Source organism: Clostridium sp. YIM B02500 (genome assembly GCF_022324665.1).
Classification (GTDB): Bacteria; Bacillota; Clostridia; order Clostridiales; family Clostridiaceae; genus Clostridium; species Clostridium beijerinckii.
On record NZ_JAKGTE010000031.1, the window covers coordinates 51,681 to 65,063 of the forward strand.

8 protein-coding genes are annotated in these 13,383 nt (G+C 28.3%); 5 read left to right on the forward strand and 3 right to left on the reverse strand.

Annotated features, from left to right (window positions below):
- Positions 1–576: 576 nt before the first annotated feature.
- A complete protein-coding gene (locus L1S46_RS20965; RefSeq protein ID WP_077828879.1) occupies positions 577–2,571 on the forward strand; it encodes a methyl-accepting chemotaxis protein in 1,995 nt (664 codons plus the stop codon).
- A gap of 231 nt (positions 2,572–2,802) precedes the next feature.
- Here L1S46_RS20965 and L1S46_RS20970 read toward each other — a convergent pair whose 3' ends face one another.
- Positions 2,803–4,398 carry an NHL repeat-containing protein gene (locus tag L1S46_RS20970; protein ID WP_077828878.1) on the reverse strand — a complete coding sequence of 532 codons (1,596 nt, stop codon included), beginning with the start codon at positions 4,396–4,398 and terminating at the stop codon, positions 2,803–2,805.
- A gap of 532 nt (positions 4,399–4,930) precedes the next feature.
- Here L1S46_RS20970 and L1S46_RS20975 point away from each other — a divergent pair.
- On the forward strand, positions 4,931–5,617 hold the full coding sequence (locus tag L1S46_RS20975) for a hypothetical protein (RefSeq protein WP_236897612.1): 687 nt from the start codon (positions 4,931–4,933) through the stop codon (positions 5,615–5,617).
- Between the two features lie 275 nt (positions 5,618–5,892).
- Here L1S46_RS20975 and L1S46_RS20980 read toward each other — a convergent pair whose 3' ends face one another.
- Together L1S46_RS20980 and L1S46_RS20985 are read right to left on the reverse strand one after the other, a co-directional pair.
- Positions 5,893–6,945 (reverse strand): galactose ABC transporter substrate-binding protein, encoded by a 1,053-nt coding sequence (locus L1S46_RS20980; RefSeq protein WP_236897613.1) that lies wholly within the window; start codon positions 6,943–6,945, stop codon positions 5,893–5,895.
- A 253-nt stretch (positions 6,946–7,198) separates the two neighbouring features.
- Positions 7,199–9,217: a Na+/H+ antiporter gene (locus L1S46_RS20985; RefSeq protein ID WP_238900841.1), complete on the reverse strand. Its 2,019-nt coding sequence runs from the start codon at positions 9,215–9,217 to the stop codon at positions 7,199–7,201.
- A gap of 612 nt (positions 9,218–9,829) precedes the next feature.
- On the opposite strand from L1S46_RS20985, the gene L1S46_RS20990 reads away from it, so the two are divergent.
- The 3 genes from L1S46_RS20990 (at position 9,830) to L1S46_RS21000 (ending at position 13,069) form a co-directional block, all read left to right on the forward strand.
- A complete protein-coding gene (locus L1S46_RS20990; RefSeq protein WP_238900842.1) occupies positions 9,830–11,833 on the forward strand; it encodes a methyl-accepting chemotaxis protein in 2,004 nt (667 codons plus the stop codon).
- Positions 11,834–12,295: 462 nt separating this feature from the next.
- Positions 12,296–12,721 (forward strand): GNAT family N-acetyltransferase, encoded by a 426-nt coding sequence (locus tag L1S46_RS20995; protein ID WP_236897618.1) that lies wholly within the window; start codon positions 12,296–12,298, stop codon positions 12,719–12,721.
- 180 nt (positions 12,722–12,901) lie between these two features.
- Positions 12,902–13,069, forward strand: a complete 168-nt coding sequence (locus L1S46_RS21000; RefSeq protein ID WP_017209120.1) for a hypothetical protein — start codon at positions 12,902–12,904, stop codon at positions 13,067–13,069.
- Positions 13,070–13,383: the final 314 nt, after the last annotated feature.

Sequence of the window (13,383 nt, forward strand, 5' to 3'; positions counted from 1 at the left end):
ACTGCTATAGTTAAGAAACAAAACACGTAAATTATGCAGAATTTATCATGATTAGTTAAGTTATTTAATGACTGTAATGTAAATTTTAAAGTATCCTATCTCTAAATATTTAAGTAGTTAGAAAATAACTGATTAATATATAATGAAAAATATTTTTCTCATCGCAAATTACCTCCAAATAAATGGAGGTAATTTTTATGTTTAATAAATCCTATAAAAATATTATCAACTTATTCTAAGAAATTAGAAATTTAATTATAAACTTCTAATTTCTTAGAATAAGTTATTTTGTTGATTTTAGTAGCTTGAGGAGTGAAATATAATTATTATGTTGAAAAATATTCTAAAATATTAGAATAATAATCTCTAAGAATTAAGTTCGACTTATAAGTGATATAGCTATATATCTAAGTTTGAAAACATTAAGCCAAAAATTGGCATTATAATTGCTTAATAATTAAATGATGAAATAGATGGAAATATTAGAAGTGGTGAAGAGTTAATAATTTAGAGAGAATATTTTAATTTAGAGAAAAGTCTTTAATTTAGATTACCAATTATGGAAAGGCGGACACTATGAAAAGTATAAAAATGAAATTAATGATGTCTTTTGGAATATTAGTTGGAATTATATGTATAGGATTAGGTATAATTTCTTTTATGAATTCATCAAAGGCATTGAAATCAAATTTGAAAAATACCTTGCCTGAAATTGCAAAGCAAACTGCAAGTAATATTCAAGGCAGGATTGAAGGTGAGTTAAGTTCTCTAGAGTCTATTGCGGCAAGAGCAGATATAAAAGATACGAATAATTCAGCAGATAGCAAAATTCAGATTCTTTCAGAGGAAGTAAAAAGAACCGGAGGTATTAGACTAAGTATTATAGACAAGGAGGGAAATGTTACTACTTCTGAGGGCACACATACTAAGGTCAAAGATAAAGAATATTTTAAGATAGCTTTAAGTGGCAAAAGCAATGTGACTGATCCATCTATAAGCAAAACTGATGGATCGGTAGTTGTTATATATGCAGTTCCTATAAAAAACAACAATGAAATTTCAGGGGTTTTAATTGAAACACGAGATGGAAATAAATTAAGTGATTTAACGGATCAAGTAAAAATTGGGCAGACAGGTGTAGCCTTTATGATAAATAAAAATGGTACAACTATTGCAAATAGTAATAGAGACTTAGTTTTAAAAATGTCAAATATTATAGAAGAAGCAAAGAAAGAACCCAAGATTCAAGCTTTAGCAGACATTGAAAGTAAAATGATTACTAAAGCAACAGGCGAAGGTGAATATGATTATGAGGGAGAAAATAAAATTGTAGGGTATGCACCAGTACAGGGGACTGACTGGTCAGTAGGAATTTCAGTGACTCAAAGCGAGCAGCTATCAGAATTAGGCAGCTTGAAAATTTTAGTCATATTATCATCGGTAGTATTTTTGATAATTGGATTAGCTATAATTTATCTGATTTCAAATAGTATTTCCAAGGGGCTGAAATTCACTTCTAAACATTTGAATATATTAGCAGAAGGAAATTTATGTGAAGAAATTTCTGCTAAGTATTTGAAATCAAAAGATGAAATTGGTGTCATGACTAATGCAATGAAATCAATGCAGGAATCTTTAAGAGCAATGATTGAAAAAATAAAAGAAAATTCTTCAAATATTAATGGGCAATCAGAAAATTTATCTTCTATTTCAGAAGAGATAGCAAATGTATCACAAAATGTTACTGAGGCAATATCTGAGGTTGCAAAAGGAACAAGCAATCAGTCTGAGGAATTAATACATATAACAGAAATTCTTAATGAATTTAGCGATAAGTTATCCGAAATGGTTAGAGAAATACAAGTTGTGGACTCTAATTCTAGAGGAATAAGTTTAATGGCAAATGATAGTAGCACTGAAATGAATAGGCTAAATCAATCAGTAATAAATGTAAGTAATTCATTTAAAGATTTTAATGATAAGATAAAATCACTTGGAAATGAAATAAATGAAATAAATGAAATTACAAGTTTGATCAATAGTGTTGCAGAACAAACTAATTTATTAGCATTAAATGCGGCTATTGAAGCAGCTAGAGCAGGAGAAGCAGGAAAAGGATTTTCAGTAGTTGCAGAGGAAATAAGAAAACTCGCTGAACAGTCAAAAGGTTCATCAGAAAATATTAGCAAATTAATAAATGAAATATCAAATAACACCGAAACTATAGTTAAGGAGTCTGTTGCAATGGATGGTGAAATGGCGAATCAAGCTAGAATTATAGATAATTCAATAACATCATTTAAAAAGATAATACACTCAGTAGATGAAGTGATTCCTAAAATCGAAGTAGTTAAGAGTTCTGCTGGTAAGATAGAAAATGATAAGGATACTATTTTGAACAGAATAAATGGATTATCTTCAATTTCAGTGGAGGTTTCAGCATCAGCACAAGAAATCTCGGCATCATCAGAGGAAATGAATGCATCAACAGAAGAAGTGGCTTCTTCAGCACAAATTCTTAGTAATATGATAAATCAAATGATAGAAGAAGTAAATAGATTCAAAGTTTAAAAAAGATTTTATAATTATTATTACATAAAGCTCTAAGTTGTTTGAAGAATTAAGATAAAAAATAGAATTTATAGAATTTAATATATAGAAAAGAGATAGCAGGGAGAATGGGGGAATTGCTATCTCTTTTTGTGTTTGAGTTTGAACAATTATATTATCTGCAGAACATTGAGAAATATTCATTAAAGATAATTAAAAATTACTTAAAGAGCATTGTGGCTAGTCAATTCTTTATTCCTGCGCAGGATTATTTAGATTATATTCAAATATATCATCATTATCTGACATATAAATATTGTTGTTTGAATCCACACTAGTACTATAGTAATTTTTATCAGGTAAAATGTTAAGTAAATTGCCATTAAGGTCAAATTTATAATTTCTATTAAAACTTTTTACATATAAATTATCGCTATTATCTATATAAATTGTCTCAATGTTGGTATCTTCATTATTAAGTTTTAAATCTAAATATTTAATGAAATCTCCATTAGAATTATATACATATATCTTTTTGCTATATTCACTAAAGATATAGATATTACCAGAGCCATCTAATGCCAAGTCAGCATTCATACCTGGATCATCTTTATTAGCTTTCTTTATAATATTATTAAAACGAGCAAGTATTGCTCCATCAGAGTTTAGCTTAAATAATGTGTTTTCTGTTGCTGAAGAAGTTAGCAAATATATATTATTATCCTTATCAACTGCTAAAGGGCCATAATAATCATTTCCCTTAAAAGTTGCGGATAAACTACCGTCAGCTGTTTTGTATTTTTGAATCGTGCTGCCAGAAGAGACGTATAAATTTCCATTCATATCTGCAGATAGTCCTTTAATCAGTTTGGAATCATTTTTATCTCCATTTATTTGAATCATCTTAATGAATTCACCAGAGTTATTAAACTGCTGAATCCTCCCATCAGTGTAATCTGCTATCCAAACATTATTATCAGAATCTACTGTAATATATCTTGCGTCATTTAATTTTCCAGAATCTGTACCTTTTCCGCCAAATATAGCGACTAATTCTCCAGCAAAATTACTGTTATTAATAGAAAGAATTTTTATATTTAACTCTTCAAGCTTTTTCTTGAGAGTAGAGTTTTCAGGATCCAGTTTTAAGTGATCTTCTATATTAGATCTTTCTAATAAATAATTATTAAGCTGAAGCTTTGTTGCGTTTTCACTAGTATTACCACTATTGCTATCAATAATAGATTGAATTTTATTGTCCAATTCTTTAAGTTTTTCTTTAAGATCAGAGTTTTCAGGATCCATCTTTAGTTGGTTCTCTATCTTAGATTTTTCTGATGAATACTTATTAATCTGAATTTGTCTGCCATATTCACTATCATCATTGGCTATAATAACAAAAGCTTTTGGATAAGCTTTTATATACTTTACATTAAACTTGACTCCAGTTGAAGGATAGGAGTATCTATTAAGTGAATCGTTATGAATAATATTAAAATCTGATGATAAAAAGTAAGTTGAAATAGCATTGCCATCATTCTCTGGCTTAATCATAACATTATAACGATAGACTCTTTCATTATTATATTGGTCTGATGTTAGCGAATTATCTAAAATCATAGCTTCACCTTTTTCACCAAAATTGTCAATAATGATATTAGTTAAAAAATGTCCTACAAAGATATTAGCAATAATAATCACAAAAAAGATTATAGAAAATTTTGCTAAATAGAATTTGGCTTTTTTTGGGAAAGCAAACTGACTAATGATACCAAAAAGAATACATCCCCAAATACTCAGCACTGGGTGAGATTTTAATATAACCAAAAGAATAGCTATATATGTCATTTTATTACCTCCATAATGTAAAAAAATATTCAATACACATAACTTGTATTTTTAAGCATGTTTTTTTTATATATATTCATGATATGGCTTTTTAGATATATTGAGCAAATATAAAGTTATTCTATTTTCAAAAAATTAGTTTTAAACATATGAAACAGAATAACAAGTACAAATAGACAGAACGGTTGACTAGTTATTTTTTGATAATGCCTTATTATACCAATAATAAAATTTTCAATCAAGAAAGGATTGAGAAATATGTTATATTGTGCCAAAAGAATATATATTTTTTGTGAAATTTAGTTCCAATATTTTTATGCAGTGTATATTTGAAAATCATGGAGATACATAGAGATCTATTAAAAGAGCTAGTTAATGCATAATCTATGGATATTAGCACAGAAACTTAAATGTAATATAGACATTTAAGTTAGAGCACAAAATGTCAGCATAGTATGTTATAATACTATTAATGTAAAAAATATGGAAAATGAAAAGTGGTGTTTTTAGTAAAAGAAATTATTCTTCCATTATGATAGGTGGAATTTTGCTTGTACTTGGTTCAGGTTTACTTATTTCATGTGATTCTAATAAAGAAAAGACTATTGATTATTCTAATGGGGAGAAATATGTTGGACAGATAAAGAGTGAGAAGAAGGACGGAGTAGGAACATATACTTATGCAAATGGTGATGTATATGTGGGTGAATTTAAAAATAATAAAAGAGAAGGAAAAGGTACATTAACTTATTCCAATGGTTGTAAATATACAGGCGAGTTTGCAAATGATGAAATGGAAGGTAAAGGGATATATTCTAGTCCTAATGGCGATAGATATGAAGGCTCATACAAGAATGGATTAATGGAAGGAAGCGGTACATATGCATATACAGATGGTGATGTGTATGTAGGTGAATTTAAAAATGGAAAAATGGAAGGCAATGGGGAACTAACTTATTCTACTGGCAATATCTATAAAGGTGAATTTGTAAATGATAAAATAGAAGGAAGAGGTACATTTAGTTACGCAAATGGTGCAAAATACGAAGGTGAGTGTAAGGCTGGAGAAATGAATGGAATGGGAACATTAGTTTATGCTAATGGTAATAAATATGAAGGGGAATTTAAACATGATAGAGAAGATGGGACAGGCACGTTGATTTTGATAAATGGAACAAAAAAGCAAGGGCAGTTTTTAAATGGTGAATTCCAAGGATAAGCTACATAAAAAGATAGTTTCAAATCTAAAGATATATTATATATAGTAATTTTGTAAAGCAAAAATTTAAACTGTATGCAATTCTTAACCCCTTAACAGACATGGTTCAGAATATATATTCTAAAGAATATGCACTCAGAATGAGGGCTTAGAGTTATTTTGTATAAAATAGAATTTATATTTAGTATTTTTTTGTTTATTATATGCTTCAATTATAGAATTGATGTAGGAAAAGACTAGGAAATAATTTTATAAGCAGTAGCTAGGTGATTCAGTTACTGCTTTTGTGGTTTGTATTCCTGATAAGGGATGTTAATTGTAACTCCACTTTCATCAAATTTATAATTGGTACCATTAAGAGGATTGTTGCCAGAAATTAGATTCATTCCTATTGTGTAAATTGCATTGGCATGAGCTTGTGAATCTTGTACAACAGTACCTGTCATAATTCCTTGATTAATTAATTCTTGAGCTTTTGGCAAACCATCAATACCAACAATCGGAATGTTTCTTGAGTTATAACCTTTATTATAACCATATTTTTGGAGTGTTTTAATGGCACCTATTGCCATGGCATCATTATTAGAAATTATTGCTTCAATTTTACCATCAAGTGTTAATAAAGTTGATTCCATTGAAGTTCTACCACATTCCTCTTCCCAATTGCAGGGGATTGATAAAAGCTCTTGAGTTTTTATTCCTGCTTCATTAATAGTTAATATAGAGTATTTAGTTCTTTCAATTGTTTCCGGACTATTAGATGGGCCCTTTAATATGATATATTGAATTATATTATCTTTATTTTTATCTAATTTTTCTTTATTAGCATTCCATGTATCTACTATGATTTTGCCTTGAATAATTCCAGACTGATCAACATCTGTATCAATAACAACAGAATTATGATAATTTTTTATGAAATTTATTATTGGTCTAGTTTTGCCATAGTATAAAATTAATGGAATATCCTTTTGTGCTATTTTATTGAGAGTATCTTGAAGCTGATCCATATTGGTGCTGACTGGATTTAATACAAGAAGATTGAAGTTCTCATTGAGTGCTTTGTCAACATCTTCATTTTGAACAACTTGGTTTCCATTGGCATTAAAAAAAGTAAATTGAACTTTATTTTCATTTTGTTTTTGAATATCCTCTAAGTTTTTCTTTACATTAGAAATAAATAGATCATTAAAACTATTTAAGAATACACCTACTTTAAGTGGAGTTTGGGAACTAATATCTGGGCTGGCATATGAAGTTTTGCTAATACTATATAATAAAAATATAGATATGAAAATAAGAGATAGTAACTTTTTTAATATCTTCATTTTAATCCTCCGTGCATACTTGTCAAATTATAATATTTAATATTAGATTATCTCTCAATGAAAAATTTATACTATATGGAAAGCATTTTTTAGGATTATAAGTGAGACACTAAATGCAAAATAACATAAAAAATCTTAGGTGGCTGTGGAGTAGCAACTTTCAGAATTAGTATCTCCCATAACTTATCCACAGATTTAACTTGAATATAAATTACTAGAGAATAAAAAATAGGCCTATAAAAATAAAAGCCTATTATCTTAAAACATCACTTTCTATATAATTTAGATTCTTTCTTAGTTCAGATGCTATATTCCAAGTTATATCTCCATCTTCAAATAAAGATTGTATAGTATTTCTTTCTAATTGCATTGCTTTAATTTCAATTTTTTTCTTTTCATACTTGCTAGCTTTTTCTAAGATCGGTTTGCTTGCAACCCAATAGACACCTTGATAATATAAAATTATTTTCTTTAGTGTTTCTTGATTTTCAGTAGTAGTGATAGATTTAACATATTGAATTAAAAATTTTGCATTAGTAGAATAAAGTTCTTTCATGGCTAAGTCTTTTAATTGTTGCTCACTTCTTTTTTTGTTTTCAATTCCTCTTAATATATATCTTAGCTTTTTTATATTAAAAATTAAAGAAGAAATGCGAGTTAAAGCTTCTCTAATCACCAATGAAAAACCTTCAAATGATGACATTAACTTAATTTTATTTTTAACTGATTTTACATAAAAATATGCAGTCGATTCATCTATCTTATTTTCTTGTAACATCTTTTTTGTATTTTCAATTTCTTTTTTTAAACATAAAAGCATCCATTTCTTTTCCTCTTTGCTACTTCTGTTCCAATTTTTATAATAAGAATTTCCACGTTTTAATTGATGAATACGATATTTATACTCGCTTATAATCATATTAATGTACTTCTTATTATCAATTTCTAATTTTAATTTATTTATAGTGTTAGCCCAGACTTTTATCTGTGCTTTATTCATTATCTCTAAATAATCGGTTTCTTTAGGGATATTTTTATTAGCAAATAGGGGTAATATGAAAGTTGTAATAAGAAGTGTAGTAAGAATTACCCCAACGGACAAAAATAAAATTAATGTTCTCTCAGGAAAGGGGTCACCATTTTCTAATGTTAAAGGAATCGAAAGAACTGTAGCTAATGTGACAGCGCCTCTTACCCCTGAAAGTGAAGTTAAAAGTGCAGCATGAAATTTAACACTTCTTTTTTCTGCTTTGCAGGCATTATCTCCAAACTTATACATAAATAGAACCCAGAAGTATCTAAGTGTAAGTAAGGATAATGTTATTAATAAAACATCAATGATAGCTTCAAAATTATTGATTGTAGCTTCATAAAAAGCAATTCTAATTATATTTGGTAGCTGCAATCCAACTATTATAAATATAAGACCATTTAGAACGTAGGCTAAAACGGACCAAGTATTTTCTGAAACCGCATTTAGTCTAGCATTTTTAAACTTTATTTTTTTAGCTGATAGTGAATATACCATTCCAGCTACGACAACAGCTAATATACCTGAGACTTTAAATACTTCCTCTGATACAAGATATATTATAAATGGTGTTAGAATTTGAAGTAGTATTTCAACTGTAATATCCTCCATTCCAAGACTTCTTATCCAAAATTCAAATTTAATTAGAATATGCTCTAAAACGAATCCTGCAATTATTCCCCCTATAGATACCATGAGAAAACTCATAGTTGCATCGAATAATGAGAATGTTCCAGTTAGTGCTGCAGCTAATGCAAATTTAAAAGATACAAGGCCTGATGCGTCATTCATAAGTCCTTCGCCTTCGATAAGATGAAGCACTTTCATTGGAAGTGAGATTTTTTTTGAAAGTACGCTAACCGCAACATAATCAGTTGGAGATAAAGCAGCTGCAAGTGCAAAAGCTGAAGGCAATGAAATAGATGGAATTAACTTATTTATAATGAATCCAACTAATATTACTGTTGCTATAACTAAAGCTAGTGCCATTAAAAGTATATTTCTTCTCTGTTTCCATAGAGATCTTTTATCTGCATTTTTTCCATCACGGAAAAGAAGGGGAGCAATAAACATTACTAGAAATGTATGAGGATCTAGCTCAATGCTAAATTCTGAATGTATTATTGCGATTAGTGATCCAATTGCAATTTGTACAATAGGAACTGATAAGGAAGGTATAAATCTACTTATTATAGTGGATAGTAAAATGCAAATTAATAATATTAAGATATAAGTAAACATATATGATCCTCCTTATTTAATATTTATGTGAAAGCATATAATTAATGCTTTATGTGAAATTTAATAGGCTAATAAAATGCACTAATTATAGTATATTAAATTGCTGAGAGTTTATGTAACAGATTTATTTCTGAAATTTAATAAGTTCGTTTGAACAAACAGATATTTAATTTGCATTGTTCTATAGATTGAGATGGAATTTGATGAATTAAATTTTTTGGAATATATGTATTGCAAAAATAATCATTCATGATAATTATAAAAATATTACAAGAATTTTAGCTGTAATTGTGAAATGTGCATTGAGAATCGGAATATATATTAAAAAGAATTTGCTAATTTACAGAAAAACTTTTACTAGTGATATAATAATCAGAATTATAACAATTTTCGATAAAAATAATAAGTATTGACAGTAAAAGACATCACATATATAATGGTAATGTGATTAAATCATGGTAAAAATTAATATAATTAAAGTTATAATAAAGTCTTGTTTTATGAAATGAGACTTTTTTGTTTTTATGATACGAGAATGCTACTTTACAGTAAAATTTTGCAAAATAATTACTTATAAATATTTAATATACTTACGATAAAGGGGAAATAATAATGAAGTTAAAGAAAATTAAACTAAAAAGTATTAGAACCAAGCTTGTTATGAGTTTATTAGGAATATGCTTAATTCCTTTGATAATTCTTGGATTTGGTGCAAATGAACAAGCTAAATCGATCCTTAATCAAAAATTGAAACTTACAAGTCAACAAACTCTTTTAGAATTAAATGATGGAATTGATAACTATTTTAGTGGGTTTGTAAGCATGACTAAAGCATTATCAACTAATTATAATTTTGTTAATTCTGATAAAGATGAATCATACTTAGCTATAACTAGTATGTTAAAAGATGTCAAGGAAAGTGATAACGATATCTTTAGTACATATTTTGCAAGTGTAGATGATAAATTTGAAATATATCCTAGTGAGAAAATGCCAGATGGATATAAGGCTAGTGATAGGGATTGGTATAAACAAGCAATAGAACATAAAGACCAAGTTATAATAACTTTACCATTCAAAAGTGCCCAAACTGGAAAAAATGTTGTATCTATAGCTAAGGCAGTAGAAAAGGATGGAAAATTAGTTGGGGTATGTGCAATGAACGTATCTTTAGATGCAATTACAGAAAAGATATCAACTAAGAAAATAGGGAATACTGGATATATATTTGTTTCAGATATAGATGGTCAAAATATGATAGCGCATAAGAATAAAGATTTAATTGGTACAGATGTAGCGTCTAAGCAGCCATTTTGGCAAGATGTAAAAAATAATAATGCAGGATTTTTGACATATGAATTTAATAATACAAAGAAATTTGGAGTATATGGGACAAACCCTACTACTGGATGGAAGGTCGTAGCTACTCTTGATGAGAAAGAAGTAACTAATGATACCAATTCAATACTTGCGACAACAGTATACATATCTTTAGTTATATTAATAATTTGTATAATGCTATCATTATTCTTAAGTAAAGGTATAGCACAAAATATTAAAAAGCTAAAAGAAGTATTTGAAAAAGCTTCAAAGGGAGATTTAACTGCATCGATAAATTTATCTACAAAGGATGAATTTATGGAGCTTTCACAATCCTTTAATGATATGATATCTAATATATCAAAGCTTATAGAAAATGTTACAGCATCATCTAAAACAGTATTAGAGACATCGTCCAACCTGGCAAATATGTCAGAAGAGGTAACGGCATCAATAGGGGAAGTCTCAAAATCAATAGAGGACGTTTCACATGGTGCAGTTAATCAGTCACAAAATGCCCAGCATGGGGTTTTAGAAATGAATGAGCTATCAGGTAAATTGGATGAAATTAATGAAAATTCACATGAAATGGACAAACTTTCTGCAAATACGAAGGAATTAGGAGCAAAAGGATTATCTATGATTGACACTTTAATAGAAAAATCAGATAAGACTAAAACGGCTACGGATGAAGTGAATGGTATAGTTCAAGAAATGGCTGAAAATACTAAAACAATAGATACTATATCTGAAAAAATATCTCAAATAACAGAACAGACAAATCTTTTAGCATTAAATGCAAGTATAGAGTCAGCTCGTGCGGGTGAAGCAGGAAAAGGATTTGCTGTTGTAGCTGAGGAAATAAGAAAACTTGCAGAACAATCTAAAGTATCTACTGAAGAAATAAAGGAGATTATTGTAAATATAAGAAATAAGTCAGATAAAGCAACGTGGGCTATTATAGCTGCTGAAAATATAGCAAAAGAACAGGAGTTAGCAGTAAGTAAGACACTGGAGATATTTAACGAGATAATAGAATCAATTGGAGTAATGAGTGCTAAAGTTAATGAAGTAAAAGCATCTGTAATTGATATAAATAGAAGTAAACAAAGTGTAATAGTGGAAATTGAAAATATTTCATCAATATCACAAGAAACTGCAGCTGCATCAGAGGAAGTTAGCGCATCAACAGAAGAAATAGATTCTGCCATGGTTAGATTCACTAAGCATGCTGAGGAACTTCAATCACTTTCGGAAATGTTAGGAGAAGAATTAGCTAGATTTAAGATAAATTAATAATAAGAATTACAAATTTAGGTTTCTAAATATCTGTAGATAGATATTTCAGATACTAAACTATCAATGAATTCAACATAATAAAAATGCTTTTTACGTGGCGATTAAGCTATGTAAAAAGCATTTTTTAGCTTTAGCTTATACAAGTTAAAGTGTTATTGTATTAGATAAATAGGATCAAAATATTATTTGGATTTAAACCCTGGCTTATTTCTAGTTGTGAGATATTATCTAACTTATAATTAATTAATCTATATAAATATATAACAATATTTATAATATTTATGTATCCAATAAAATAATAGAGTGTTACTATTAAATATATGTTGCAGTTTACAATGAACATTTCACAATTCACGATTATGGCTAAAATTCTAGCAATATTTTTAGAATTGTTGATGAAGAAGTATTTTTGCAACATAATAATATACAATACTTAAGAATAGGAATGGAGTGGGATAAATGAAAAATACTATAGTGGTGAAAGCAATGAGAGAATCTGATATAGACCAAGTAATTAAACTGTGGAGAGATATTTTTGGCTCATCATTTTTAGAAGAATCTGTGACTAAAGAACAATTAATTACATATTTAAAAAAGAATCCAAAAGCTAGTTCTGTAGCATGCAACGAAGATGGAAAGGTAATTGGAGCTTTATTATGTGGCAGCGATGGCATAAGAGGATTTATATATCATATTGCTATATATAGTGAATATAGAGTTAATGAGATCGAAAAAAGAATGTTAGATCGTTCTTTGGCAAAATTGAAGGAAATTGGAATAAAAACTGGTTTCATATTTACACAAAGCAGCAATCATGATATGGAAGTAGCTTTTAATTCTATAGGATGGGTTGTGATTCCTAATGAACTTAATTTGGGAATTTAGCCTACAAAGTAGATGTATAGATATTATATAAATAGTAGATATACATATAGGGGACTCTATAAATATTATAATGAAAGCTATAATATACAAATTTAACTATAATAGAGACTATGTGGACAACTACTTCTAGCGTGTCAATATAAATAAAAACAATGAATTTGAAGAAAAATGGCGAATAATATGAATAATATCATTAAATGGATAAATAATAAAGAATGTAAGTATAATGCAGATGATATGATAAAACACGTCGTTAAGAGACATGATTTTAGAAATAACTTAATCTTATTGGATACCTATAGGAAAGGGAAAAAATCTTTTGAGAAAGTTGTTGACAAGATAAAATAACGATGGTAAGATGTAATTCGTCGCTGAAAAGCACAGAATTCAATAACTTAAAGCTGATAAAGTGTTTAAAAAATGTTTGAAAAGTTTTAAAAAATGTTGTTGACAAAGTCTGAAAGCGATGATATACTGAGTAAGCTGTCAGAAACGACAGAAACTTGTAAAGCCTTGTAACAAGAAGGCTTAGAAAGAAAAAATGGTCTTTGAAAATTGAACAGAATAAGATAAATACATTTAAGTAAAGCAGCAATTTTTATTTGAGTAAGCTAAGATTAAACTTTTTATTGAGAGTTTGATCCTGGCTCAGGACGAACGCT

Excerpts from the sequence above, each read along its gene's own strand:
- L1S46_RS20975 (WP_236897612.1), top strand. The coding sequence starts at position 4,931 with ATGATAGGTGGAATTTTGCTTGTACTTGGTTCAGGTTTACTTATTTCA.
- L1S46_RS20970 (WP_077828878.1), bottom strand. The coding sequence starts at position 4,398 with ATGACATATATAGCTATTCTTTTGGTTATATTAAAATCTCACCCAGTG.
- L1S46_RS20990 (WP_238900842.1), top strand. The coding sequence starts at position 9,830 with ATGAAGTTAAAGAAAATTAAACTAAAAAGTATTAGAACCAAGCTTGTT.
- L1S46_RS20965 (WP_077828879.1), top strand. The coding sequence starts at position 577 with ATGAAAAGTATAAAAATGAAATTAATGATGTCTTTTGGAATATTAGTT.
- L1S46_RS20995 (WP_236897618.1), top strand. The coding sequence starts at position 12,296 with ATGAAAAATACTATAGTGGTGAAAGCAATGAGAGAATCTGATATAGAC.
- L1S46_RS20980 (WP_236897613.1), bottom strand. The coding sequence starts at position 6,945 with ATGAAGATATTAAAAAAGTTACTATCTCTTATTTTCATATCTATATTT.
- L1S46_RS21000 (WP_017209120.1), top strand. The coding sequence starts at position 12,902 with ATGAATAATATCATTAAATGGATAAATAATAAAGAATGTAAGTATAAT.
- L1S46_RS20985 (WP_238900841.1), bottom strand. The coding sequence starts at position 9,217 with ATGTTTACTTATATCTTAATATTATTAATTTGCATTTTACTATCCACT.